Genomic DNA, 26895 nt, shown 5'->3' with positions numbered 1-26895 from the left:
GTAGAATCAGTATCATTTATCCAAAATGGCCAAAGTTCAGTAATTATTTATTCCACTTCTGATTTGTTCCGTTTTTTTATTAAATCCTCTACAACAACGGGATTGGCAAGCGTCGACAAATCACCCATGTCTTTTACCTCATTATTCGCAATTTTCCGTAACAGTCGCCGCATGATTTTTCCTGAACGCGTCTTGGGTAATTCCTCTGCCCATTGAATATAACCCGGCGCTGCAATTGGGCCAATCACATCACGAACCACCTGCACTAATTCACTCTTAAGCGAGTCAGAAGGCTTTGCGTCTGTTTTCAAGGTCACAAATGCATAGATATTCTGCCCTTTTACTGGGTCAGGTCGTGATACGACCGCAGCTTCCGAAACCATCGCATGGCTCACTAGCGCACTTTCGACTTCCTCTGTACCGATGCGATGACCAGAAACTTTAATCACATCATCGCTTCGTCCGGCTATCCAGAAATACCCTTCTGCATCTCTGGATGCCTGATCGCCAGTAAGATATTGACCTGGAAACGTTTCGAAATACGTCTTTACAAAACGCTCATGATCGTTATAAACCGTTTGCATCATTCCTGGCCAGGGCTGGGTGATAACCAAATTTCCCATTTCTCCTTCCGGCACCGGCGCGCCCTCGTCATTTACAATTTTTGCTTCTACACCAAAAAACGGCCAACTTGCTGCACCGGGTTTAAGGGGCGTTGCTCCTGGCAGTGGTGTAATCATGATGCCGCCGGTTTCTGTTTGCCACCATGTGTCCACAACCGGACAGCGATCTTCACCAACAATATGGTAATACCACTCCCAGGCTTCAGGATTAATCGGTTCACCTACTGTACCCAATATCCGCAGGCTTTTCCGGCTGGTACGCTTCACCCATTCATCGCCTTCTCGCCGCAGCGCACGAATTGCCGTAGGAGCAGTATAAAAAATATTAACCTTATGTTTATCGATGACTTCCCAGTAGCGGGCAGCAGTAGGATAATGCGGCACTCCTTCAAATAGCACGATGGTGGCACCGTTTACCAGCGGGCCATAGACGCTATAGGTATGACCCGTAATCCAGCCCACATCCGCTGTGCACCAGAAAATCTCCCGATTATGGTAGTCAAATACTAATTTGTGGGTCATCGCCGCATAGACAAGATAGCCGCCTGTACCATGCAGAATGCCTTTTGGTTTTCCTGTTGAGCCGGAGGTATAGAGGATGAAGAGTGGATCTTCTGCGTCCATGATTTCAGCAGAACATTCTACCTGCGCCTCCGCAATAAGATTGTGATACCACATATCCCGCTTATGCTCCCAGGGTACTAATGTCTCTGTACGCTTCACTACTATAACGGTGCTGACATCAGGACAATCCCGTAGGGCCTTGTCCACATTTTCTTTAAGAGGTATGGCTTTGTTTCCCCTTATACCTTCATTTGCCGTTATTACCAGGGTACAACCCGCATCCAGAATCCGGTTTTTCAGGCTATCAGCCGAAAACCCAGCAAACACCACAGAATGGATTGCACCAATACGCGTACAGGCGAGCATAGCAATTACCGCCTCGGGAATCATTGGTAGATAAATGCAAACCCGGTCGCCTTTTTTAATGCCATATCGTTTCAATACGTTGGCAAGCCTTCCCACCCGGTCATAGAGTTCCTTATAAGTTAAAATAGCCGATTCGTTTGGATTGTCTCCCTCCCAGATAATCGCCGGCTGCTGGGCACGCTTTTGAAGATGGCGATCAAGACAGTTATAAGCCGCATTCAGCTTGCCGCCTTGGAACCAGCGTACATCCAACCGGTCAAAACCGCCGCTTAATACTTTATCCCATGGTTCAAACCAACTGATATACTGCTTTGCCTGCTCACCCCAAAACCCTTCTGGATCATCTAGAGAACGCTGATACCACTCGCGATATTTTGCTGTAGTAACATAAGCTGTGTTTGCAACACGGGGTAAAAGAGGGTAAATATCAGTCATACCTATTCCTTTTGCTTTATAGCTGCCTTGCAGTCGCAACGCATTTTAGTCGCTGACAAGACATGTCATTTACTTACTTATCCCCAATTTCTGGGGATAACTTGTGTAATAACTTGTTAGTTGTACTGTAAATCTTTTTAAATGAAAAATAAAATGATCGCTACGCTAGTCTTCCTGCGCGGTGATGACATAGTTTATCAAACGCTCTTGGATCATCTGGCTGCGTTGGTTTAATACTTATGCCATGCTGACAATACGGTTACGCCCCTGCTCCTTGGCAAGGTATAAGGCATCATCAGCCGCTTTTACCAGGGATGCAACCTTGTCATAACGAGGGTAATTTGCTATTCCGCCGCTCACCGTTATAAACAGCTCCTTATTACCCGCCTTATGCGATATTTTGCTAAATCGTTCTCTTAAGTTATCAATAATAGCTATACCTGCCTCCATGTTGGTGTTGGGTAATATCACCAAAAATTCTTCTCCGCCATAACGGCCAATCAAATCACTTTTGCGTAATTTCTTTTGTAAAAATAGGCTTAACTCTTTGAGCATTTTATCGCCTATTTGATGGCCATAGGTATCGTTGATTGCCTTGAAATAATCGATGTCCAACAAGGCCACGCACATTTCTCTTTTATAACGCTCCGCCATTAGCATTTCGCGCTCCAGGTGGTGGTGAATCATCGTGTGATTATATAAATTTGTTAAGCTATCACGCATCATACGTGCTCTTAGCATGCGAGAGCGCATCAGACGATTGCGCACAGCTGCCACTAAATGCGCCGGCTCAATCGGCTTAGTCAAAAAATCATCGCCAGCAAGACTTAAAACGTCCAGTTGGACAGCTTTCTCAACAATTGATGACAGAAAAATAATAGGAATACCGCTTAAATTTTCCTGCTGATGGACCACTTGCGCAAGCTCTGTGCCGGTACAGAATGGCATATTAATATCCATCAGGATAAGATCCGGTTGGAACTCCAGCAAGCATGATAAAAAATTTCTTGCATCAATGACCTTTGCAGTAATCATGCCCGCCTGCTTTAACAAAATAGCGTAATAATTGGCAAGAAAAATGGAATCATCAACGATCAGAATACGTTCGTTTTGTGGGCGGCGCGCTTCAAATAAATTATCAAGTATTCTTAAAAGTGCATCCACATCGATTGGTTTGGTGACAAGCGCATGACCGCCATGCCTGACATTAAAAAGACGCGTCGCAAGATCGTCTTCACTCGCCATATAAACTACCAACACCAATTCATCCCTGAACTGTCTTATCGTTTCAATCGGGATTTTAGTCGCCAACTCTATATCAATCAGGATAAAATCAGGTTTGTCCGCATGAACGGCAGCTATAAATTCATCCACGCTCGTAAACAATTTAAGCGCGTAATTAAATTGCAGTATAGGCTCTATCTGTTTATTGAATTTATCCTGCTCTCTTCCTACGAAATAAAGCAGGCGTGCTTCCTTATTCAAATTAATAACAGGAGCCTGTTCAATACTTTTCTGTAGCGGTATCAAAATTAACTGGTTTAAATCCTGAATGAGATCATCTAATTCAAGCTGATTGACTATGCCTTCAGATTCAATTTTACGCAGGCACTGCTCGATAGTGCGAGCAGCTTCACTAACCAGGGTGTAACCATATGTACCTGCTGTCCCACAGAGCGAATGCACATTCTTTATCAGTCGTTCAAGCAGAACTTTGCTGCCGGTTTCTTTAACGCCGAACCAGTCCATTTCTATCTTGCGCACTTTGGCCGGAAGTTGCGTAGCATAATCTGCCGTTAATTTTCTGATTTTTTCCAGCGTTTCATTGTCCATGCTGTTTCTTCCATAACTTAGCAAACACATTCTTGATCTCGCCTTTCATGATCCTACTGAATGATTTTATTTCGCGAGCAATCTGACCGAACTCGGTTTGGCACAGTTTCAACCAAAGGAAAATAGATAACACGAAAAGAATGATGGTGAGAGGAACATCAAAAAGATAAAGAAAACGCAATCCAGAATAATCTTTAGGTTTAGCCACATCCATGTGCATAAATCCATGCTTTCGATTATTCTAATTATATAACAACAGCGCCTCCGCTAGCAGGCTATATTGCCGACTCTGCACATTCCATCCAAAAATTGCCACAATGCAATAGCCGCTTCACGTGTAGCTCGTTCTGCGCGTTCAGGCTCTACGTAACGCTCGATCAAGCCTGCTACTTGTTCTGAATGTTCAACATCATATTTCTGGTGAGCGGTAAAGAACTCCAGCGTACGTTCCTCATGAATGCCATAGAATTGTTTCAAACCGGCGATTTTGGAAGCCGAAACTTCAGGTACCTGGCATTCATACGCATATAACGCACATAAACCATCACGCCAGTCACGTTCGGCCAATTCATAAAATTTGTCTACCATTGCTTGTGTTTCGGCAATGGGTGCATCGTTTGCGACCATATCTCGGCTAGCACCCATGCCTTCTGCAAACTGCATCCATAAAGCAGGGTGGTCAGTGCCATGGATTTCTTCATCAACCAAATTGTCCAGTAAAACTTTTCGGGCTTCAATTACGGGACAACCTGTATGAACTCGCGAAATGAAACGCGGAAAGGATTGCACCTGGTTATAATATTGCGCGGCATAGCGCTGCAGAATTTCACGACTTAATTCACCTTTTGACCATGCCTGATAAAACATGTGCTTTAGTAAGTGATGTTCTGAAATAATGCTATTTAAACGATTAATCAATTGCATGGGTTCGCTCCTTATCTAATTTCCTATTACAAATTTTTTCATCCCGCATGACTCTTAAGCTGCAGCAGAATTATCAATGGTAATACAGTTGTCTTGCAAGAGACAGTTTAAGTTTTTATCCAATCGGCATGATTAACTATCTGTATTTATAGCAGTATTTAGAGGTGCACAATTAATGAACTATATATTGATAATTGACTATAATTAATCTAATAGTTACACATGTGAGGAAGCGCGCTATGCGAACAAGGTCAATAAAATTATCGCCATCCATGCTGTCATTAATAATCTTATTACTATTATGTGCTTATGGAAAAGCAGCGAGTGCGGCCACGGCAAACACAATACCGGCTGAGCAAGCCCAATTTTCTAAAACGGGGCAAGCGGAAATGATAGCTAAAGGACAGGTTTATGTACCACCTAAATCTAATGAAGATGAAGCCTGCGCATAAAAGATAGCTTATATATAAAAGCTTAGCTGGCACTGCTAATCTTCGCAGTGCCAGTGCCCATCATGTATGTATTTATTATATAACCTCAGCGTGGTTGCGTTCACGGATAACATGGTGAGCCTGCCATCCGTCGTTCATCAGCTCAGCAATGTATTCAACTGCATCGCCTACCGCTAGCTGTTCAAAGGAAGGGTAATGCACGTTCGTAATACTAAAATAATATTCTGTTCCATCATGACCTTTGATAAAGCCAAAACCTTCTTCTGGAAGCATTCGCGCAACATAACCATGTTGCACTTCCTCATGCGATTTAATACGTCCATGACGTTTGCGTGAATGCTCTTCAAGCTGCCTTGCTATTGCGTTAAATGCGTCTCGAATCGCCACGTAGGGATCTTTATCGTATTTATACGTAGAGACCAGTTTTTTACCCGGCACAGCTACATCGATACGTACATTATATAGCTTGCCATGATGTAAATGCTTTTTGGGTAATTCGAGCACAATACGACAACTGGAAATACGATCATAGAATTGTTTTAATTTTTCAGCTCGTTTACGAAGATGGGTTTCTAAAGCAGCAGAAAAGGGAATATCGCGAATCGTAATCTGAACAGATAACATACTTACCTCCCTCGTTTTTACTCTAATTATTAGGTAATTTACGCCGGGTTAATAGTTAGCTTTTTTTACCTCCTTTTATCATTTTTTACCTTATAAGATTAGTATAGACCATAATCAATTCCGGTATAAGTGTAGATTGAGCTTGCATACATGGGTCTGCTTTTTATGTAGGATTATCAATTAGATATCCAAGGATACGCTCATTTCGAGCCCCTTTTACTAAACAAGCTCGTGAGTGACAGGCGCAAAATACTTTTCTACTTCATCTAAAGAAACCGCTTCAAGTTTATTGGGTTTCCAATGAGGTGTCTGGTCTTTATCAATAATCACAGCACGTATCCCTTCAATAAAATCATCTCCTTGCAGAAAGCGACATACCAGTCGAAATTCCTGGCGCATGCAAGCATCAAAATCCAGTTTCGCCCCTTCCTGCAAAGCACGCAGCGTAATTTTAAGACTAGTGGGTGATTTTTTAAGAATCGCCGCTACGGATTCCTGGCAAATGGGATTCGAACATTCATGTAAAGCTTTTATCAAATTTTCCACCGTATTCACAGAAAAACATTGGCGAATAGCATCCTGCTGCTCCATCAAAGGCGATGGCTTAGCGGGCGTCGCAAATTGCGCAATCACTTCTGAGACAGACTGCCGCGCATCATTAGAAAAAGACTGTTCTGCGATGCCCTGAATAATGTCTTCCAGTTTCTCACGGGGGACTTGATGCTGAGCGATGCCCAGTGCAACACAGTCATCACTCGTTATTCTTGCGCCAACGAGACCCAGATAAAAACCAATCTTTGACGGCAAACGCGGCAAAAAATAAGTTCCACCTACGTCCGGGAAAAAACCAATGCCGGTTTCCGGCATGGCAAACAGCAGGCGGTCCGTCGCCACTCGATGGGAGCCGTGAATGGAAATACCGACGCCGCCACCCATGGTGATCCCGTCAAGCAAAGCCACATAGGGTTTAGGATAATGAAATATCGTACGGTTTAGCTGATATTCGTCACGAAAAAAATTCGCTAGTGACGGATCATGTTTTTTAAAACGATCATAGGTTGAACGTAAATCACCACCGGCGCAAAATGCTCTTCCATCCGCAGCGCGTATAATAACGGCCTTAATGTGATCTGCGACCGCCCATTTTTGCAGCTGCCCGTACATAGCATTGATCATGCTATGATTGAGCGAGTTCAATACTTCGGGTCGGTTTAATGTAATCAACCCAAGATGACCGCCTGCGCCTGCTGTTTCCTCAAATAGAACCTCACTGTAAGTATTCATCCTTATTCCCCACTAAATACTGCCGTCCGTTTTTCCAGAAAGGCATTAACCCCTTCACGCTTGTCCGCAGTGGTGCAACAAATACCAAAGTGGGATGCTTCCAGTTCAAAGGCTTCCTCAAGTGACAAATCGTATCCCTGATGAATCACTGTCAAAATACTTTCCATTGCTATAGGACCCAGCTTCACCAGTTCCACCAGCAGTGTTTTTGCCCTAGCGAGCAGATTTTCGGGCGTAGTTAATTCATTTATCAACCCCCACTGAAAAGCTTCTTCTGCGCTAAAGCGCCGCCCGGTTAAACATACTTCCAGCGCACGTCCTTTGCCGATCAGGCGGGAAAGCCGCTGTGTGCCACCAAAACCAGGTATGACACCCAACTTGATTTCAGGCTGACCAAATACTGCATTATTAGCTGCAAGGCGCAAGGTCGCCGCCATAGCAAGCTCACAGCCGCCACCAAAAGCAAATCCATGCACTGCCGCTACCGAAGGTTTGCCCAGCATTTCCAGGCTTCTAAAAACGGACTGTCCAAACCGGGCAAATGCTACACCGTCCGGGCCTTTTAACGCAGCCAATTGTTTGATATCAGCACCGGCACAAAAAGCTTTACCTTCACCACTCAGCAAAATTGCTCTCACGGATTGATCGTGTTTGGCTTCATGAAAAATCTGGGATAAACGTTGTAAGACTTCGCGGTTTAACGCATTAAGCTGTTCGGGGCGGTTTAAGGTAATTTGCAAAATACCTGATTCCAGGGACATAATTTTTACTATGTCATTTATGCTGTCCATACTCATCCTTCCATAAGAAAACATATTTGAATGACCCTGTCACCAGGGCTAAAGGTAGAAAACCTATTTTCATAAAACCAGCCAGAAAAGCAATCTTTGATTTTATGAAATGCCTATGTTCTGTTGTACTTGGTGTTCTAAACCGCTGTTAAAAAGAAAAAGCCCGATGAGCGGGCTTTTTAATCAGTATTCTTTTAAATTCTGAGCTGCGGTCTAACATCAGAAACAGGCGCTGGGAATGCTATCTTGAGGATATCTTTCAAAAGATCTGCGTGTTGAGGTTCCTTCATCAACAGAGAGGCGAGTTGCTCAAGTACGGCTTCAGTTGCATCCTGACATTTATTATATTCGTTACGATGATGCTTTTCCTGGATATCCGCAGCAATACATTGCAGGGTCATATCATGAATTTTTTTCCTCAACGCTTTAAAATCCTGCATGTTATTAACGATGTCATTGATATTGCCAAAAATACCCCGTTTTGGCTTTTCCCACTTTATTTGCTGGAGCTTGTCTTCACCCAGTTTGCGTTTCAAACTGTTGGCAATGGTAGGAACAATCTTTATCAATCTATGATGAAGAGGCTTTTCATCTGTTAAATGCATTTCCTGCGCAGCTTCCTGTTTCGCTTGAATAATATGCTGCGGTGCGATCTCAGTGTTGGCTTCGCGTAGTTTATTCAACTTGTTTTCCGCTAGTTGGTTTAAGTGTTCCGCCACGTGAGGCAGCCTATCCAGTACTTCTGTCACGACTGGTTCGGATTCCAAACGTTCGCGCAAATCACTGGCTTCTTCATCAGTTAACGCCAAGGAAACAGTTGAGCCATCATTTAATGTTATTGTCTGTGCAGTTAGCTGGTTAATCATGTCAGTAGCAAATTGCTGTTGCAGGTTTTGCCATTGCTGAACCACTTGCTGTTGATGAGCGATCGCATTTTGTAATGCGTTTTGTGTCTGACGCAGCGGATCAAGCTGTAAAGCCAGTTTGGTTAAGGCCTCCATTATATCGACTCGGGAGCTAAAGCCAGCGCCTGATTCAGCAAGTCGCTGCTGTGCAGCACGCTGCACGAGGTCCTGTATATGGCGCTCTTCCGCATGCCATGCTTTTTCTCTCATCGCATTGGCATGGGCTAGCTCATTTAGCATTTCTCGCTTGGATTCAATGGAAGTACGGATAAGGCTCTGAATAAACCTTTCTTTTTCGGATTCGTTCAAGAGAGCAATTTGCGAACATATGGCATTAAAATCTGCTTTAAGCGGAGAGTTGGGTGTTGCCAACATGGCTTCAATAATATCAGCTGTCAGCGGAATATCTTTTGTTATAGCCTGTTCGATGCGTGAATTCATGCCTTCAATCCTATTGGCCCCTATTTTTAGGTTTTCCATCATAATAAATCAATAAGATTAAAGCAATATTAAGCCATTATCCTACTGTTTATATTACTTTTCAGACACGTTCCGCGACTAGCGATTCAGAAACCAGGAACTTTTTCATATCTTCAGCACTGAGTACAACGCGGCTCTTAATCGCCATATAGAGTATGCCGATGCTGAAGAGCGCGATCACCAGAAAGTCCCAGCCAAACGGGATCAGGTTGATGCCGCCGAAAGATCCTAAATAAGAAATACTCACTAGACCCAATAAGTAGGGGATCATCCAGTAAGCTGACTTGAGCTCCTGCTTTTCCATTTTCACACTGCCGCGCAGATAGGCCATTGCAAAAAGGAAGATGCCGACGAGGAGCGTAATCCCCAACTTGGAAATAGTTTCCCAGCCTGTCCAGTAGCTAAAAAGATTGCAGCAATAGAAAGCAACCAAACAAAGTATGTTCGCTGCGGGCAGTCGGAAAGGGCGCTCCTTATCGGGCAAGGTTAATCGCAAGCACATGAGCGCGATGGGGCCCATTGCATAGGTAATGACAACTGCAGAAACCAGAAAATTTACCATCGCCTGCCAGCCCGGTAACGGTAAAAACGAAAGCATACCAAACAGAAAATTGGCAACAATGGCCCAGATTGGGAAACGCTGATGATTGAGCCGTGAAAGAAACTTTGGCACATAGCCGATACGGCTCATTGCATAGAGAATACGGGCTGTAGCCGTTACATAAATGAGGCCCGCACCCAAAGGAGAAATCACTGCATTAACATAGAGCAACTTCAGCAACCAAACCAGTCCAAGCCCAGCAGCCAAACCCACAAAAGGCCCAATATCGCCTGTAAAATTGAGATTTCGCCATCCCCCTGCAAGTGCCGCGGGATCAAGCGCGCCAATAAAGCAAATTTGCAACCCCAAATACAAGAGGAGGCAAGCGAGCACTGAACCAGCCGTACTTAACGGGATGGCTATGGCAAGCTTTTTTGCCTCGCCAGCCATTTCCACGCCGCTTTTGAAACCGTTGAAAGCGAGTACCACGCCACCTGTTGCAACGGCGCTTAAAATGGATTGCCACCCATGGATTGAAAGCGTTGATGACATCATTCCTGAAAAATTGGCAGGATTAAAACGGACATGAAGAATAGCGAAAACCGTTAAAATCATCACAGAAAATTTAAAAACAAACAAAATGAAATTAAAACGCACTAATCCCTGATAACTCACAATATTCAATATACAAAGCGACAACATTAATATACCCGCCCAACCGTAGCCCCACAGGGTTAAAGTGGCTGTACCTGCCGTTTCATGCATTAAGGCGGGAAAAAACAGAGAGGCATATTGCAACACCGCCTGTACTTCGATGGGTGTCAGCATTAATGAAGTAATCCATGCAATCCAGCTTAGGATAAAGCTCGCAAACGCACCGTGGCTCAATTGAGGAATATGGGCTGAGCCACCTGCTACCGGCAACATGGTTGATAGCTCGGCAAAAGTCAAAGCAATTAAAATGGCAGCAAAGCCGCCGATCATCCAGGAAATAATCGCAGCCGGCCCTGCAATTTTTGCAGCATACAGAGGCGCAAACAGCCACCCCGAACCAATAATTCCATTCATGCTCAGCATGAATAAGGTAGCAGGGGAAATGCGGCGGGACAGATGCTGCATACGAGCCTCGTTTTTTTTAGAAAAAGAATAAATGGGTGCTGGTTAAATTTTATTATTTAATTTAGTTATCTTCGTTTATTCCGCAGTTGTTTCCATCACCGCTACAGAGGCAGTACTGACAGCATTCTGTTTGGCTTTTAACTTTGCCTGATGGCGTTCAATCGAATATTTTGCTTCTTCAGCAGAAACAGCACCCGCAGGATTTCCATCCAGATCAATACGCGTTGCCCCTTCCACGACACTCTTGTGGTAAGCGGCCGTATTCACATAATACGCAAGGCTTTTAACCATACAGGCCTTATCTTCTGTCACAATACTGTCAAGCGTGCTAAGACGTTTTACTAAGTCCTGCTTTATTCCCTTTTTTAAAGGCTTCACTTCACCGCCGGATTTAAAACTTGCAGGGAAATATAATTTCAATAATTCAACACCATACTGAACGTAGTCCAGCCATTTGGGTTTGGGCTTCTTAGGTTTGACGGTTTGGCGAAGTTGTCTTTTGGTAGCAGGTTGCTCCTTCCCCAACGTATCTGATAACTGGGAAGCGACTGCTTGTAATTGTTCTTTCAAACTCGCGCGGCTCATCTATTAAAACTCCTAAAACCGGAATAATAATCAGGCTAATTTTTGAGTAATATGGTACTTTAAATAGTTATCAAAGGTAAATCAATACCAATGCACGTTGAGTTGCAGCTTTCGCGAATCGATACATTGTGCCTTGTTACGCCAGCCAAATTTCCCCTTCTTTCTGCCGCAGTTCAGCCATCACATGATGATAGAGCTAGAACCCTCCTCGCTCATTTTATAAAAACTCGGCGCAGCGGCAGGAAAGTTTATGCAATCATTTCAATCTGTAGACTTTTAAACTGATTCGATGTTAAATTTTAACATTCAACATTCTTAGTCTATTGATCTCATGAGGATAACCGTATATGTCACGAAAAAAAGCTGCAAAGGGCACTGCTAAACGACAACAAAATAACGCTTTTGTTGCCTCCATACAAAAAAAAGAAAAGGATTTTTTGCTCACGCCGTCAAAATTAGCCACGCAATTGGGTAAAGAGATCAAGTCTCTCGCGCAGAAAGAAAATAAATTAAAAGCGGCCTTGAACAAGATTAAAAGCCAGGCAAATAACGCTGAAAAACGCATTAAGGCAGCAGAAAAAATAAAAACGCCCGCTGGAAAAAAACAATTGAACGCAGCCAACAAATCGCACAAAGAAATCTTTAAAGCATTCTCTGTGATCAACAAACAGCTGCAAGAAATCTCACAATCACTTGAAAGCACAAAACAAGCTCAAGCCAAGCTGTCCGCGCTGGATAAACATTTAAGCCAGTTTGAAAAAGAATGGGCAAAAAATTCCAAGAAAGCTATCGCCGCTAAAACTAAAGCAAAAACAAAAACCAAATCTAAAAAGTCTACGACTAAAAACGCACCAGCCATTCAAGAACCCAAGCCAGAAATCCTGGATAGAATAGATGATGCAGTTAGCTTTAATCAAGTAACTGAATTAGCCTCTTAAGTGTAGCTGTAAACCCGGCTAGCGTGTATGATCTCCATTGAAAAATGGAGATCATTTGATCAGTTGTGACTCATGGAGAGATATAATTAAAACTAGGGAAGGTATGGAGTTTTATTTATGAATAAAAAATCAGTTATGACCGAAGATTTGGAGACGATTACATTAAAACAGGTAGTAAAAGATACCTTACGTAACTACTTTTCTAATATAGGTAATGAACAACCTGTTGATTTCTATTCGATTTTACTTGAAGAGATCGAACGCCCCCTGCTTGAAGTATTAATTAATCATACCCACTACAATCAGGTAAAAATGGCTCATATCCTCGGTATTTCACGCGGAACATTGAGGAAAAAATTAAAACAATACGGAATGTTAGACTAGTCTTTCTGGAGTTTAAAAGCCATGCTACTTTTAGCATGGCTTTTTTGTTTCTGATAACTCAAACTCCATAATAGATCGTCGGATCGGGTACCTTCGCCTCTTCGAATCCTTTTTTCCTATAGGTGCAGCTATCACATTTCCCGCAAGCCCGGCCCATCCTGTCAGCTCTGTAACAGGATACTGTATGACTGTAATCAATACCTAAGCGCAGGCCTTCACGAATAATTTCTGCCTTATGCATTTTGAGTAAGGGTGCATGGATCTTAAATTGCTGGCCTTCTACACTAGCTTTAGTAGCGAGGTTCGCCATTGTTTCAAAGGCATGCAAATAATCAGGGCGACAGTCAGGGTAACCGGAATAATCCAGATAATTCGCTCCCATAAAAATATCATGCGCACCCAGCACCTCACCCCACGCCAGCGCAAAAGAAAGAAAAATCGTATTCCGTGCAGGGACATAAGTATTTGGTATGGCGCTTCCATCCTGATAGTCCGGCACCACCATATCGCCGTCTGTTAAAGAAGAGCCGCGTATCTGTTCCAGCGGGAGGACAAAAACCTGATGCGTAACAACACCAAAAGAGTGGGCAATCTGTTTGGCCCGTTCGATTTCAACATGATGTTTTTGTCCGTACGCAAAGCTTAAAGCATAACAGGCGTATCCTTGCGATTGGGCAATAGCAAGGCAGGTAGTTGAATCAAGTCCGCCAGAAAACAAAATAATCGCTTTTTTTTGCATACCATGGCCTCCCGTTTTGAAGGCGCGTAGTATAGCATTATCTACAATGATGAAAATAGAAAGCGGCAAGGACAAAGGATGAACAGCACTATCACCATCGATCAACTGAGTAAAGCGGGTTTAAACACGGATAATGCCAAGGAGCTTTTTGAAAAAGTTCAATCACCTTTAAAAAACAGTCCTTCACCAGCCGAGGCATGGCGGGCTGTTTCACAAATACTGGCAGAAGCGTCGTATCCCTTCGGTGTGCATTTACTTCTCTATTCCGCTCTCTTCCCCAAATGGCGCGAACATCCCGAATCCGCTCCCGCATGGCTGCCGACATCCGAGATCCGCCAGAGCGCGAATATTACCGCTTTGATGGGCGCAGTTAAGATAAAAGATATTAAAGCTTTTCATCAATGGACAGTGAACCACTATGAAGACTTTTGGCAACGGGTCATCACACAATTAAACATTGTTTTTAAAAAAAAACCGGATCGCATTTGTCATCTGGAACGGGGTGTTGAATCGCCACAATGGTTGAGCGGAGCAAAACTGAATATTGCAGATAGCTGTTTTGGTGCACCGTCTGAGGCAACGGCCCTTATTTACGAAGATCAGAAAAAAAATAAATGTCATCTGACATATGGTGAGTTAAATGGTTTATCGAATCGCATTGCAAACAGTCTAATCAAGCATGGCTTTGTGACAGGTGACGCAATCGGTATCGCCATGCCCATGAATATTTATGCCATCGCAATTTACCTCGGCATTATCAAAATGGGCGGCATAGTTGTCTCCATTGCAGACAGTTTTTCCAGCCATGAAATGGCCATACGACTTAACATTGCAAAAACGAAAGCGGTATTCACTCAAGACCAGATTCTTTGGGATGGCAAAACTCTCCCCCTTTATGAAAAAGTTTGCAAGGCGAATGCTGCAAAAATTCTGGTTCTCCCTCACGCGGATAAAATCAGTTTGCAATTGCGTCCAGGCGATATTGCCTGGAATGATTTTTTAACTGAGGATACCCGCTTCTCTTCATTTTCGTGTGAACCGATGTCCGCCTGTAATATTCTTTTTTCTTCGGGCACTACCGGGGAACCTAAAGCAATTCCATGGAACCATACCACCGCGATCAAAGCAGCAAGTGATGCTTATTTTCACCAGAATATCCAACCTGGTGACGTACTTTGCTGGCCAACCAATTTAGGCTGGATGATGGGTCCCTGGCTTATCTTTGCTGCGCTGATGAACCATGCCGCGATTGCGCTCTATCAGGGCGCTCCCAAAAACCGCGATTTTGGTCTATTTGTTGAACGGGCACGTGTTACCATGCTGGGCGTTGTGCCTACTCTGGTAGCAGCCTGGCGACAATCTGGCTGTATGGAAAAACTCGACTGGCGCGCAATCAAGGTTTTTAGCTCTACAGGGGAATGTTCAAATCCGGAAGACATGCTTTATCTCATGTCTCTCGCTGGCTACAAACCCGTCATTGAATATTGTGGAGGAACGGAAATTGGCGGTGCGTATATTACTAGCACCGTCATTGAAAATAATTGCCCTTCTCTTTTTTCAACACCCGCGATGGGATTAGATTTTGTGTTAATCGATGAAGAAGGTCATTTTGCTAACACAGGCGAAGTTGCTATCATTCCTCCCTCGCTTGGTTTGTCAACCTGTCTGCTAAACGCCGATCATCATCAGGTTTATTACGCAGACATGCCTTTATGGCAGGGAAAAATCCTCCGACGACACGGTGATCAGTTAAGACGTTACCCTAATGGCTATTATTCCATTCTAGGGCGGGTAGATGACACGATGAACCTGGGCGGCATCAAAATAAGCGCTGCAGAAATTGAACGCACTATTACCGGCATTGAACAAATCACTGAGGTCGCTGCCATCGCCGTTTCGCCACCGGATAATGGCCCCAGTCAACTTATCATATATGCCGTAACGCCAGCGAAGTTGGATAAAGACATCATAAAAATGGAAATGCAAAAAAGAATTAATGCTTATTTAAACCCTTTATTTAAAATTCATGACGTTCTATTTATTAATGAGCTGCCAAGAACAGCATCCAATAAAACCATGCGCCGTGTGCTCAGGAAAAATTATTTGGCTAAATAAAGAAATGGCAATAAAAAATCATGTGGTTATCCCGTTTTGTGAAACCGCTTCCACATCGGGCACAGGATGTTGCAAAAAATGCGTCATGGCCTCATCTGTCAGGGGGCGAGTCAAATAATAGCCTTGTATTTCAGCGCATCCCTCGTTGGCAAGAAATTCATATTGTTCGCGTGTTTCAACACCTTCTGCAATCGCTACAATATCCAATTTGTTCACCATCGCAATGATGGCGCTTGTAATCGCAGCTGAAGTTTCATCCGCGATGACTTGCTTAATAAATGTTTTATCAATCTTAATTACGTCAACGGACAATCTTCTTAGATTGCCCAATGACCAGTAACCTGTGCCAAAATCATCAATGGCAATGCGCACACCGAGATCCTTCAGCCCATACAAAACACGCAAAGTATTTTCAGGATCCTGCATAATAGTACTTTCCGTCACTTCAATTTCAAGTGACTGCGGTGAAATACCTACTTCCGTAATCGTATTCAAAACATCATCCAGAAAATTTGAATGCTTAAATTGCCTGGCAGAACAGTTCACCGCCATTGTCAATGACGTAAATCCCATCTCATGCCATACTTTCAACTGGTTGCAGGCTGTTTTTAATATCCATTCACTGACGGGAATAATAAGCCCTGTTTCTTCCGCAAGTGAAACGATTTCATCCGGCGTAATCATGCCATATTCTTTATTCTTCCAGCGCAGCAAGGCCTCAACTCCTGTAATGCGACGTGTGCTGATTTCCATTTTAGGCTGGTAGTGCAACATGAACTCATGTTTGACCAAAGCGTGTCCTAACGCATTTTGCAAGGCCATTTTCTCTTGAGCCCTGCTGGTCATTTCTGCTGTGTAAAATTGATAATTGTTTCGGCCATGTTCCTTTGCCCGATATAAGGCAAGATCAGCATTCTTCATTAGCGTTTGCATGTTTTGTCCGTCATACGGATACAAGCTAATACCAATACTGGTGGTAATATAAATTTCCTGCCCTTTGACAATAATAACTTTCAACACATTCTCAAGAATTTTTTGCGCAATGATTGCAACCGATTCCGCTTGTTTCACATCCGTGATAAGCAATACAAATTCATCACCACCTAGGCGTGCCACCATATCCGTGGTACGCACTGTATTACGCAATCGCTCAGCGACAATTTGCAGTAGCGCATCGCCAGCCTCATGACCAATCGTATCATTGATATTTTTAAACCGATCCAAATCAAGAAAAAGTAACGCAAAGACTTGTTGATGTCGCCGAGCTGCAGCCAGGATATGGCTGATAAACTGCTCCAATTTATTGCGATTGGCAAGCCCCGTTAGCGGATCGTGATATGCCATATGGCGCAAGCGTTCTTCTGCTTTCTTTTGCAGAGTAATATTCTGCACTTGAATAATAAAATAGGAGGGTTTGTCATCTTTGTCGCGCGTCAGCGATAAAGTAGACATAATCCATAGTGTATCGCCATTTTTTCTGAAACATTGCTGTTCGGATTGATACAACTTTATCTTCTTATCGATCAGCTGCTGCATATGAATTTGTAAATTATCGTGCTCACTGGGGTGGATCAACTGATAAAAATTCATCGACAGCAGATCGTCCTCGCTATAACCCAGTAGTTCACACAATAACTTATTAACGCGGGCCACATTGCAGTCAATATTTAATAAGGCAATGCCCATATTGGTGTAATCAAACACTGTGTTAAACAGATTGTGCTGCTCATAAAGCTTTGCTTCCAAGCTGTCTTTTTGAGATAACACGGAAAAAGCCCGTTTTTGCGCATTTAATTGTTGTTTTAATAAAGCATACGCAATAGTTAATAAAATAATGCAACTGATTAATAAAAGATTCAATTCACCCTGATGCGTGAGGATGGAAGCTTGCACATTGACGATGAGGAACAGGGTACCGATTATCAGTGCTGATAGAATAAATACCATCACTATAAGCGAGATCCTTTTCCTTTCTGGCATGCGGTTTCCTTTTGCTGAACAATTCCTGATCAAACATGGCGTTATACCAAAAAATTACGGTTACAGTACTTGGAAACGTACTATTAATATACAATATTAAAGAACAGCTGGGAATCACGGCACGATCATAAATAAATTTATCGATTTCTATTTTTAATTTGATTATTTCATCTAGTGGTCCGCAATGCCCGCTAGTAGGTATTTTTTAACTGACTTGGTATAATACGGCTCTGCAAAAAAACAAGAAGGAGATAATTTATGAGAACACGTATTTTCACACTTATCTTTTCACTTGCTCTCGCTATTTTTTCTTTGCATGCCTATGCAAAAGAAATAAACCTTTACGACCAGCCCAAACCGGACGCTAAGATCATTGGTAAAGTGGATTTAGCTATAGGTATTGTCCCTGTCTTTACACCTAAGGAAGGCGGCTGGATGAAAGTAGGAGACCCGCGCAATGGTAATGTAGGCTGGGTAAAAACGACTGATCTTGGTAGCGGTACCGATACCTCTGCCATCACTTTTACACAAAAAGTCATTCATGATGGCAACACGCCTTACACCTATCAGTTTATTCAGTATGGACAACCTCAGAAATTAACTGCCGAACAGATAAAAGAAATGGCACAAAAGATGCAAACACAACAGAAAGCGGTGCAACAATCTGTGCAAAAAGCCATTCAGAATATGATAAAGGATATGGATGTGCTATATCGGCATCAGCTAGAAGTAATCAATGAAATGGGTGGTTTTCCTGTGGTTGTCCCCGTTGTAGTGACACCGCAGCAAACCAAACCGGCGCCATCACAAACCGCACCCGCAGTGCAACAGCAAAACTCGCCATCAAAAAGTGAACCCCTATCCACTCCTGCAGCAAAGCCTTAACTTTACAAGCGGGCATCAAAACTCTCCTCTTCTTCATAGCGTGAGGAAGAGGAGGAGAAATAAAATTAGTTATTACCTTGCAAATAATTAATAACGGTGCCCAAAAACCGTGTTGCTTCACCGCCGGTCACCGCACGATGATCAAAGGTAAGGGACAACGGCATAATGCGTCCAATACGAATTTCACCCTTATGTGGCAGCACTGCCTCACGGCTACGGCCGCATCCCAGTATCGCCACCGTCGGCGGCACAATGATAGGTGTCGCATAACGACCCGTAATAGTGCCAAAATTCGATAAGGTGATGGTTGCGCCCTGCATATCCGCTGCTGGAATGGAGCGATCACGTACCGTCTTTTTATAGGTATCGACTATTTGGCGCAGTTCGGCGGGACTGTGCTTTTCTGCCTGTTTAATAACTGGCACAAAAAGCCCTTCAGGCGTATCCACAGCCAGACCGATATTAATTTCATCAAACAATTTTCGTTCCAGCGCTTTACCATCAAACCAGGCATTGAGCGAAGGTTCTGCTTTCACCGCAGTAATGATCGCCTGTAATATTTCAACGGTAATATCTGTACCTGCGGGTAAATCCGTGATGTCCGCATCTTCAATAATCGTAACCGGTACCACTTCTTTATGCGATTGTGACATAGCCTGGGCCATGACACGTCGCACACCATGCAACGCTTCAGCTTGTTCCGGCAATGACGTACCATGCGGTTTACGATCCATAAACTGCTTCACATCATCCACAGTAATTAATCCCTGTGGACCTGATGGGTTAATCAGATTTAAATCCACATTCATTTCTTTGGCCAACACTCTCGCAGCTGGCATGGCTTTTATCTGTTGTGTTCGCGTTTTTGCACCACCAACAATCACATCGCCCTCTTCCCACTTTTTGGAACTTTCTTCAAGCGACCCCACAACAGTGCCTTTAGGCTTATCCTGTGCTACTACGTCGTTTGTTTCAAAAGTAATGAGGGGGGCCCCTGTTTTGATAATCTCGTTCACCTTGCCATGCAGTTCCACTATTTTGCCTGCATAAGGTGAAGGAACATCCACGACCGCCTTGGCCGTTTCCATTGAAACCAATGGCTGGTCCACTTTAACCGTGTCGCCAACCTGGATATACCATTCGCGTATTTCCGCTTCCGCTAAACCTTCGCCCAAATCGGGTAAATGAAAAATTTTCATGCGTACTCCATAAGACGATAAACAGCATCAATGATTCTTTTTTCGCTTGGAATATAATATTTTTCCAACCGCGCATACGGTACTACCGTATCAAAACCAGTCACGCGCTCAGGTGGTGCCTTGAGTGAAAATAACGCTTTTTCCGCTATCTGCGCAGCAATTTCCGCACCTACGCCATTGGTAAGCGGCGCCTCATGCACAATTGCGCAGCGTCCTGTTTTTTCTACTGAAGCCAGGATGGTTTCCATATCAAGCGGTTTGATAGTAGCAACATCAATCACTTCCGCCGAGATACCTTCTTCTTTCAACTTATCAGCCGCTGCAAGCGTTTCCTTGACCATCGCACCCCATGTTACCAGTGTCACATCCTCTCCTACACGTAAAGTAAAACAAACATCAAGTGGTAATGCCTTGCCATCATTTTTCACTTCCTGCTTGGCAAAACGGTAAAGGCGTGAGGGTTCCAGAAAGATCACAGGGTCAGGGTTTCGAATGGAAGCAAGCAATAGCCCATAGGCGCGTGCCGGTGAGGAGGGAATAACAACGCGCAAACCGGGAATATGTGCGAACAGTGCTTCTGTGCTTTCAGAATGATGCTCGGGCGCGTGTATGCCTGCTCCAAAAGGTGTACGAAACACCACAGGGCAGTGCATGCGGCCTCGGGTGCGGTTGCGAATACGCGCAGCGTGATTAATTATTTGATCTATAGCGGGATAAATAAAACCCATAAACTGAAATTCCGCTACCGGTTTCAATCCCTGAACCGCCATACCGACCGCTACTCCGCCAATCATAGATTCAGCAAGGGGCGTATCCAATACCCGCTCTGGACCAAATTTATCCAGCAAGCCTACGGTTGCGCGAAAAACACCGCCGTTTTTGGCTACGTCTTCACCCATCACAATAACTTCAGGATCAGACTGCATTTCAAATTCAAGCGCTAAATTTACTGCTTCAACTAACGTTATCTCAGCCATGCACTGCCTTCTCCACTTCCTTTAAACTATCGCGCTGTTGCCGGTATGTCTCAGGTAATTCAGCATAAAGATAATCAAACATGGATTCGAGCGGCTGTGGTGAGATACTCAGATATTCTTCCACCGCCTTGTCTACTTCTGCCGCGCACTCTGTCTGCAGAGCTTCTTCCTGCTGTTCATTCCATTCGCCTTTTTTTTCAAGATAATGCCGCAAACGTGCGACAGGTTCTTTTTTCCACTCTTTTGGCCGAATATCTTTTGATTCATAACGGCTTGCATCATCGGCAGTGGTGTGATCATGCTGACGATAACAAACCAATTCAATCAGTCGAGGTTCATGTTTTTCGCGTGCATTTTTGAGCGCCTCGGCAATGCGGTGGGATACGGCAATCACGTCATTGCCATCGACTTGTTCGCCAACAAAACCCGCTGCGATCGCTTTCTGGGCAATGGTATGAGCTGCGGTTTGTGCCTGCCTGGGCACCGAAATTGCCCATTGGTTATTGCATACGGCAAAAACAACCGGCAGTTTCCACACACCTGCCACATTCATCGCCTCATAAAAATCGCCTTGCGATGTTGCACCCTCACCGCACGTGGCCAACACTGCCCGCTTTTCTTTATGGTATTTCACGGCATAAGCAGCGCCGGCTGCATGCAACGGCTGGCTTCCGACCGGGACACTAAAAGGAAAATCTTCACTATCCGCAAACACATTCCCTCGCTCATCACCGCCCCAGTACAATAATATTTGCGATAACTTGACACCGCGCTGAACGAGCGTACCCATATCACGATAATAAGGCACAAAAATATCCGTTTTGGCCATGGCGTGTCCCATGCCTACAAAGACAGCTTCCTGTCCGCGTGTAGAAGGATAAGTTCCCAATTTACCTGTGCGCTGCAAGGCAATTGCTTTTGTATCCATCATCCTGACCAGCACCATTAAACGATAAATATGCAGCAGTGCTTGTGTATCTTCGGCAAGAGGAGGAATTTCGTCAGCAAGTTGTCCTTCTTCATTCAGGTATTGATAGTAGGGAACTTCGAAACGGTCAATAATATTCACAGATGGAACTCCCTTTTTGTTATAATGAAGTGTGTTTCATCCTACACGCATCAAAATATTAATTGGCAACAAGATTAGCTATCAGGGAAAACAGAGTCAAGCTAGGAGAGCGAAACTATGGCAAAACGAATTGCTATTGTGACAGGAGGCATGGGGGGCATTGGCCAGGCGATTTGCAGGGTATTGCATGACCAAGATATTCATGTTATCGCCACCTATAATCGCGGCGGAAATCACGCAGCTGCGCAATCCTGGCAGAACGAGCAACAGAAGGCCGGCTACCATTTCGATATCGCCTACGTTGACGTAACTGATTTTCAATCCTGTCAAAACATGGTTAATCAAGTTCAGGAAAAAACGGGCCCTATCGATATCCTTGTCAATAACGCAGGTATCACGCGAGACAGCTCATGCTGCAAGATGAATAGAGAAGATTGGGATATTGTCATTAATACCGATCTAAACAGCGTTTTTTACGTTACGCGTGCAACGATTAATAGCATGAAAGAAAGAAAGTATGGAAGAATTATTAACATTTCTTCTATTAATGGACAAAAAGGTCAATTTGGGCAAGTGAATTATTCGGCAGCCAAAGCGGGCATGCATGGTTTTACCAAAGCGCTCGCCTTGGAAGTTGCCAAAAAGGGCATCACAGTTAACACCATTTCACCTGGCTATGTGGCAACAGACATGATCATGTCTGTACCGGATGACATTCGTAACAAAATTCTGGGTGAAATTCCCATGGGCCGCTTTGCTAACCCTGATGAAGTCGCACATGTGGTCGCATTTCTGGTTGACGACAAGAGCAGTTATATTACTGGCACCAATATTGCAATCAATGGTGGCCATTACATGTTGTGAGAAGACATATGTCATCACCTCGCGTCATTAAAAAATATCCCAATCGCCGGCTGTACGATACCGCACAGGGAACTTATATTACGTTGGAAGATATAAAAAAATTGGTATTCGACCATGCAGAATTTCAGGTCATTGATGCGAATACTAAGAAAGATATTACGCAAAATACGCTTCTCCAAATTATTATCGAGCAGGAAGCAACCAACGCGCCCCTGTTTACGACGGCTGTTCTGCAGGATTTCATCCGTTTTTATCATGAAAAATCGCAAACCATTTTTAGTCAATACCTTGAGCAGAGCATGCGCTTTTTCATTCAGCAAAAGGAATTTTTTAAAAATCAATGGCAATCCTATCAAACCCTTTTCTCTGATCCCGCCTTGATGCAAGCTTTTAAAATGCAAAAAATCTGGCCAGCCGCGCCGCGCGCAGAGCCAGATAAAAAATTGCGAAAAAATACAGTGAAATAAGCGCTTCCCATCGTTTTCCAACCTAGCTGAGTTATTTGACATGTTATCCCAAATCCCCTAAAGTGATATTATAAATGTTGCAGTGCACAATATCGCTCTCAATCATTTTTTATGGAGATCATGATCATGTACACAGAAGGATTTGAACAATGGTTCAAGGTCAATAAAAACTTGACCACACCGCTTAATGAATGGAACAAGGCTTGCACTGAAATGTGCAGGCGCATGACTCAGCAAAACCTGGAGTTAATCGGCGAAAATGTCTCCCGCCTGTCTGAACGTTTAAAACGAATCAGCAGTGTCAGAAAGCCGGAAGACTTCTTCAACCTGCAAAAAGAATGCTTGAACGAAGACATGGCCGCATCCATTGAATACATGCAGAAATATATCCATAATTCTATGGAAAATTTCGAAGAATTCACTAAATTATGCGGTTCTGCTTTTGGCAGCTTTCAACAAGCCGCCATGCCAGCCAAGTCTTCTGAAAAATCTGAGCGATCGGAAAAATCCGGAAAATAATTTTTGATATCATCCGCAATGGCAGTCCGTGCTGTTGCGGAAAAGCTTGTTGGGGTTAAGGATGGCCACGCAAGTAAAGGAAATAAAAGAGCAGCAGCAAAAATATTCCGAGGCAATTGACCGCTCCTTTCAATCCGCCGTAGGCCGGTTGACTAATGGCATATCGCCAGCAGCATTAACACTCGCTTTCTTTGATTGGTATATACACCTTAGCATCCATCCATCGAAGCAAATGGAACTGCTAGATCTCGCGCAAGAGAATTTTTGGCATCTTGTTAGTCAGTATGTTGGTCAACTGTATGGGAATGCCACTGGAGAATATATTGCCATCACCACGCCTCATGATAAACGGTTTATCGATGAAAGCTGGCAACAATTTCCTTACAGTTTCATCTTCGAATCTTTTCTTTTGATTCAGCACTGGTGGCACTGCGCTGCAACCCATGTTCGCGGCGTCAGCCGCCATCATGAGGATGTCGTGGATTTTACGTTACGGCAGGTGCTCGATATGCTTTCTCCCGCTAATTCTCCTTTTACCAATCCGGAAGTTCAAAGAGCAGCTATCGAAGAGAAAGGAGAGAATTTCGTTCGCGGATTTGAAAATTTCCTTGATGATATGCGGCGCTACCAAATGAATGAACCGCCCGCCGGCGCTGAAAATTATGTGATTGGTGAAAATATTGCTGTGACGCCAGGCAAAGTCATTTATCGTAATCGCTTGATTGAACTCATACAATATTCCCCCGCCACCGCGGAGGTATACGCAGAACCGGTTTTAATCACGCCGGCCTGGATCATGAAATATTATATTTTAGATCTCACGCCCAAACACTCGTTAGTGAAATACCTGGTAAAAAAAGGCCACACCGTTTTCATGATTTCCTGGAAAAATCCAAAGAAAAAAGATCGCGATCTCAGCATGGAGGATTATCTGGATCTCGGTATTATGTCAGCGCTCGATGTTATTTCGGCTGTCATACCACATCAGAAAATCCACTTGGTTGGCTATTGTCTTGGCGGCACACTCTCGGCAATCGCTGCAGCGACCATGGCTCGCGATAATGATAATCGTCTGGCCAGCATGACCATTTTCGCAGGTCAGATTGATTTCACTGAGCCTGGTGAACTGGGATTATTTATTGATGCCAGTCAAATCACCTTCCTGGAAAATTTGATGCAGGAAAAAGGTTATCTGGACACACACCAAATGGCCGGGGCTTTTCAACTGCTGCGATCCAATGATCTTATTTGGTCACGCATGATTCATGATTACATGCTGGGGAAGCGTAAGCCCCTGACGGATCTGATGGCGTGGAACGCAGACGCGACACGTCTGCCTTATAAAATGCACTCTGAATATTTGCGCAATCTGTTCCTGAACAATCAGTTGGCCGAAGGAAAGTACCTTGTCCAGGGTCGCCCCATTGCGCTCACGGATATCAAAATTCCGATGTTTGCTGTGGCAACCGAGCGTGATCACGTGTCTCCCTGGCGGTCTGTCTTTAAAATAAATATCTTGACGGTAGGCAACGTGACTTTCACCCTGACCAGCGGCGGACATAATGTGGGCATTGTCAGCCTACCTGTGAAAAAAACCAAGCGCCATTATCGCATTTCCATGTTAAAAGAAGGCGATCGATACATTGACGCTGATACGTGGTACAAAATTACCAAGCCCTCCGGCGGTTCCTGGTGGCCGGCATGGGAAAAATGGCTGACAGAACAATCTAGCGTCATGATTGAGCCACCTCCGGTGGGAAATGAAAATGCTGGTTTTGTTCCTCTTGAGGATGCGCCTGGGTCTTATGTCTTGCAAAAATAAAAACCATGCTTTCAGAAAACTGGTCTTTGGACCTTTTTACAAGTGCTCGATAAGACCGTTATCCTGAGAGCGTTTTTTTGCTCGAAGGATCTCTTCTTGCACATCATGAGATCCTTCGCTACGCTCCACTACTGTCCGGTGAACCAGATTAAAAATTGATCGTCCTTGGTAAAGCGCTATGATAGCGCGCTAAACACCACATTTAGCACCAAGGACGAACTGATGAAAGATACCGTTTTTCAACGATTATTAAAACCCGTTACAAAAAAATTAATGAAGGAATGTATAGAACGCTTTCGATCTGATCATCGTTATGAATCATTTAATACATTTGAACATTTAAAAACGATGATTTATGCACATATTAATGAAATTAAAAGCTTACGCACGTTAGAGGTTGCGATAAACAGTCAAAAAATTGGTATAAAAACGCAAGTAAAACGCTCGACCTTAAGTGATGCCAATCGAAAACGACCAGCCGAAAGTTTCTTTTGGATATTAGAACAGCTTATGTCTTTGTTACCCAGGAAAAAACATAAAGAAATAAAAAAAGTAATCAGGATATTAGATAGTAGCCCGATACAGCTAAGAGGCCAAGGGTACGATGAGTGGTCAAAGCAATATGCGACTCGGCATATACAAGGATTAAAACTACATGTTGAATATGATTTAGGATTAGATTTGCCCTTAAGGATGAAGTTGAGTCATCCAAATTGTAATGATGCGACGATGGGACAAAAATGGCCAATCCTTAAAAACACCCTTTATGTGTTTGATAAAGGTTACTACGATTACAATTGGTGGTGGAGCATCAACAAAAGGCAGGCTTATTTTGTGACTCGATTAAAGAAGAATGCGGCCATTGTTATAGAAAGCCGGCAAAAAAATACTCGCGAACCCATCTTACAAGATTGTCTTTTTAGAATTTCAAATAAAGTTCCACGTGGTGGAAAACGCATGGAATATAGCGAGACGCTGAGATATATAAGTGTAAAAAGGGAAGGAAAAACTCCTCTTATTTTGGTAACTAACTTGAAAGATTTACCAGCAGAAAATATTGCTAAGCTTTATAAAGCCCGATGGGAAATAGAGCTATTTTTTAAATGGATCAAGCAAAATCTTCGACTTAAAAAATTTCTGGGCCGATCTTCTAATGCGGTTAAAATTCAAATAGCAACAGCCTTGATTGCTTTTATATTGATACAGATATTTAAAAATGTTTCAAATGAGAAACGTTCATTACATCTCGTTTTAGTCTGGATCAGACATAATTTGCATGTTGCAGAATATCGCAATAGACAATACAAGCCTCCTATTTATTTAATTTCAAGGAGACCTGTTTATTTATGATACAGGTTCACCGGACAGTAGTGCGCTACGCTCAGGATGACAAGTTTGAGTTTCGCTTGCT

25 protein-coding genes are annotated in these 26895 nt (G+C 43.5%); 10 read left to right on the top strand and 15 right to left on the bottom strand.

Annotation, left to right across the window (positions count from 1 at the left end):
- Window positions 1-47 precede the first annotated feature (47 nt).
- The 4 genes from acs to AQUSIP_RS10230 form a co-directional block, all read right to left on the bottom strand.
- Window positions 48-1988 carry an acetate--CoA ligase gene (acs, locus tag AQUSIP_RS10245; protein ID WP_114835283.1) on the bottom strand — a complete coding sequence of 647 codons (1941 nt, stop codon included), beginning with the start codon at window positions 1986-1988 and terminating at the stop codon, window positions 48-50.
- Between the two features lie 237 nt (window positions 1989-2225).
- A complete protein-coding gene (locus AQUSIP_RS10240) occupies window positions 2226-3821 on the bottom strand; it encodes a GGDEF domain-containing response regulator (RefSeq protein WP_170131877.1) in 1596 nt (531 codons plus the stop codon).
- On the bottom strand, window positions 3811-4035 hold the full coding sequence (locus tag AQUSIP_RS10235; RefSeq protein ID WP_114835285.1) for a hypothetical protein: 225 nt from the start codon (window positions 4033-4035) through the stop codon (window positions 3811-3813). The genes AQUSIP_RS10240 and AQUSIP_RS10235 overlap by 11 nt, the downstream gene beginning before the upstream one ends.
- A 53-nt stretch (window positions 4036-4088) precedes the next feature.
- A complete protein-coding gene (locus AQUSIP_RS10230) occupies window positions 4089-4745 on the bottom strand; it encodes a CADD family putative folate metabolism protein (protein ID WP_114835286.1) in 657 nt (218 codons plus the stop codon).
- Window positions 4746-4984: 239 nt separating this feature from the next.
- Here AQUSIP_RS10230 and AQUSIP_RS10225 point away from each other — a divergent pair, with 239 nt between their 5' ends.
- Complete coding sequence (locus AQUSIP_RS10225; RefSeq protein WP_114835287.1) at window positions 4985-5197, top strand: hypothetical protein; 213 nt, start codon at window positions 4985-4987, stop codon at window positions 5195-5197.
- Between the two features lie 75 nt (window positions 5198-5272).
- On the opposite strand, the gene AQUSIP_RS10220 is transcribed toward AQUSIP_RS10225, so the two are convergent.
- The 6 genes from AQUSIP_RS10220 to AQUSIP_RS10195 all read right to left on the bottom strand — a co-directional run bounded on the left by AQUSIP_RS10220 (window position 5273) and on the right by AQUSIP_RS10195 (window position 11526).
- Entirely contained in the window at window positions 5273-5821 is a 549-nt protein-coding gene (locus tag AQUSIP_RS10220) for an HPF/RaiA family ribosome-associated protein (RefSeq protein WP_114835288.1), read from the bottom strand.
- 219 nt (window positions 5822-6040) lie between these two features.
- On the bottom strand, window positions 6041-7105 hold the full coding sequence (locus tag AQUSIP_RS10215; protein WP_114835289.1) for an enoyl-CoA hydratase/isomerase family protein: 1065 nt from the start codon (window positions 7103-7105) through the stop codon (window positions 6041-6043).
- Between the two features lie 2 nt (window positions 7106-7107).
- Window positions 7108-7896: an enoyl-CoA hydratase/isomerase family protein gene (locus AQUSIP_RS10210; protein ID WP_114835290.1), complete on the bottom strand. Its 789-nt coding sequence runs from the start codon at window positions 7894-7896 to the stop codon at window positions 7108-7110.
- A gap of 194 nt (window positions 7897-8090) precedes the next feature.
- The gene (locus tag AQUSIP_RS10205) at window positions 8091-9242 is read right to left on the bottom strand and encodes a hypothetical protein (RefSeq protein WP_114835291.1); all 1152 of its coding nucleotides are present in this window, start codon (window positions 9240-9242) and stop codon (window positions 8091-8093) included.
- A 100-nt stretch (window positions 9243-9342) separates the two neighbouring features.
- Window positions 9343-10941, bottom strand: coding sequence for an APC family permease (locus tag AQUSIP_RS10200; RefSeq protein WP_114835292.1), 1599 nt, complete (start codon window positions 10939-10941; stop codon window positions 9343-9345).
- 75 nt (window positions 10942-11016) lie between these two features.
- On the bottom strand, window positions 11017-11526 hold the full coding sequence (locus AQUSIP_RS10195) for a ProQ/FINO family protein (RefSeq protein WP_114835293.1): 510 nt from the start codon (window positions 11524-11526) through the stop codon (window positions 11017-11019).
- A 347-nt stretch (window positions 11527-11873) separates the two neighbouring features.
- Between AQUSIP_RS10195 and AQUSIP_RS10190 the strand changes: the two genes are divergently transcribed.
- Both AQUSIP_RS10190 and AQUSIP_RS10185 read left to right on the top strand, forming a co-directional pair.
- On the top strand, window positions 11874-12464 hold the full coding sequence (locus AQUSIP_RS10190) for a hypothetical protein (RefSeq protein ID WP_114835294.1): 591 nt from the start codon (window positions 11874-11876) through the stop codon (window positions 12462-12464).
- A gap of 117 nt (window positions 12465-12581) precedes the next feature.
- Window positions 12582-12848: a helix-turn-helix domain-containing protein gene (locus tag AQUSIP_RS10185; RefSeq protein WP_114835295.1), complete on the top strand. Its 267-nt coding sequence runs from the start codon at window positions 12582-12584 to the stop codon at window positions 12846-12848.
- A gap of 58 nt (window positions 12849-12906) precedes the next feature.
- On the opposite strand, the gene queC is transcribed toward AQUSIP_RS10185, so the two are convergent.
- On the bottom strand, window positions 12907-13587 hold the full coding sequence (gene queC / locus AQUSIP_RS10180) for a 7-cyano-7-deazaguanine synthase QueC (protein ID WP_114835296.1): 681 nt from the start codon (window positions 13585-13587) through the stop codon (window positions 12907-12909).
- Window positions 13588-13665: 78 nt separating this feature from the next.
- Here queC and AQUSIP_RS10175 point away from each other — a divergent pair, with 78 nt between their 5' ends.
- Window positions 13666-15702 carry an AMP-binding protein gene (locus AQUSIP_RS10175; protein ID WP_114835297.1) on the top strand — a complete coding sequence of 679 codons (2037 nt, stop codon included), beginning with the start codon at window positions 13666-13668 and terminating at the stop codon, window positions 15700-15702.
- An 18-nt stretch (window positions 15703-15720) separates the two neighbouring features.
- Here AQUSIP_RS10175 and AQUSIP_RS10170 read toward each other — a convergent pair whose 3' ends face one another.
- Window positions 15721-17682, bottom strand: coding sequence for a putative bifunctional diguanylate cyclase/phosphodiesterase (locus tag AQUSIP_RS10170; protein WP_114835298.1), 1962 nt, complete (start codon window positions 17680-17682; stop codon window positions 15721-15723).
- A 258-nt stretch (window positions 17683-17940) separates the two neighbouring features.
- On the opposite strand from AQUSIP_RS10170, the gene AQUSIP_RS10165 reads away from it, so the two are divergent.
- The gene (locus AQUSIP_RS10165) at window positions 17941-18567 is read left to right on the top strand and encodes a hypothetical protein (protein ID WP_114835299.1); all 627 of its coding nucleotides are present in this window, start codon (window positions 17941-17943) and stop codon (window positions 18565-18567) included.
- A 65-nt stretch (window positions 18568-18632) separates the two neighbouring features.
- Here AQUSIP_RS10165 and AQUSIP_RS10160 read toward each other — a convergent pair whose 3' ends face one another.
- Genes AQUSIP_RS10160 through pdhA form a run of 3 tightly spaced genes read right to left on the bottom strand, consistent with a single transcriptional unit; the run spans window position 18633 to window position 21812 of the window.
- Window positions 18633-19766, bottom strand: coding sequence for a dihydrolipoamide acetyltransferase family protein (locus AQUSIP_RS10160; RefSeq protein ID WP_114835300.1), 1134 nt, complete (start codon window positions 19764-19766; stop codon window positions 18633-18635).
- Window positions 19763-20743: an alpha-ketoacid dehydrogenase subunit beta gene (locus tag AQUSIP_RS10155; protein ID WP_114835301.1), complete on the bottom strand. Its 981-nt coding sequence runs from the start codon at window positions 20741-20743 to the stop codon at window positions 19763-19765. The genes AQUSIP_RS10160 and AQUSIP_RS10155 overlap by 4 nt, the downstream gene beginning before the upstream one ends.
- Window positions 20736-21812, bottom strand: coding sequence for a pyruvate dehydrogenase (acetyl-transferring) E1 component subunit alpha (pdhA, locus tag AQUSIP_RS10150; protein ID WP_114835302.1), 1077 nt, complete (start codon window positions 21810-21812; stop codon window positions 20736-20738). Before pdhA ends, AQUSIP_RS10155 begins: the two co-directional genes overlap by 8 nt.
- 117 nt (window positions 21813-21929) lie before the next feature.
- Between pdhA and phbB the strand changes: the two genes are divergently transcribed.
- The 5 genes from phbB to AQUSIP_RS10125 all read left to right on the top strand — a co-directional run bounded on the left by phbB (window position 21930) and on the right by AQUSIP_RS10125 (window position 26834).
- A complete protein-coding gene (gene phbB / locus AQUSIP_RS10145; RefSeq protein ID WP_114835303.1) occupies window positions 21930-22676 on the top strand; it encodes an acetoacetyl-CoA reductase in 747 nt (248 codons plus the stop codon).
- Window positions 22677-22684: 8 nt separating this feature from the next.
- Window positions 22685-23143, top strand: a complete 459-nt coding sequence (gene phaR / locus AQUSIP_RS10140; protein ID WP_114835304.1) for a polyhydroxyalkanoate synthesis repressor PhaR — start codon at window positions 22685-22687, stop codon at window positions 23141-23143.
- Between the two features lie 126 nt (window positions 23144-23269).
- On the top strand, window positions 23270-23662 hold the full coding sequence (locus tag AQUSIP_RS10135) for a phasin family protein (protein WP_170131878.1): 393 nt from the start codon (window positions 23270-23272) through the stop codon (window positions 23660-23662).
- A 61-nt stretch (window positions 23663-23723) separates the two neighbouring features.
- Window positions 23724-25484 (top strand): PHA/PHB synthase family protein, encoded by a 1761-nt coding sequence (locus AQUSIP_RS10130; protein WP_114835306.1) that lies wholly within the window; start codon window positions 23724-23726, stop codon window positions 25482-25484.
- Window positions 25485-25706: 222 nt separating this feature from the next.
- Window positions 25707-26834, top strand: coding sequence for an IS4 family transposase (locus AQUSIP_RS10125; protein ID WP_232058605.1), 1128 nt, complete (start codon window positions 25707-25709; stop codon window positions 26832-26834).
- Window positions 26835-26895: the final 61 nt, after the last annotated feature.

The organism is Aquicella lusitana, assembly GCF_902459475.1.
Classification (GTDB): Bacteria; Pseudomonadota; Gammaproteobacteria; order DSM-16500; family DSM-16500; genus Aquicella; species Aquicella lusitana.
The sequence above is the reverse complement of the archived record's forward strand: the minus strand, read 5'-3'. Positions and strand labels throughout refer to the sequence as shown.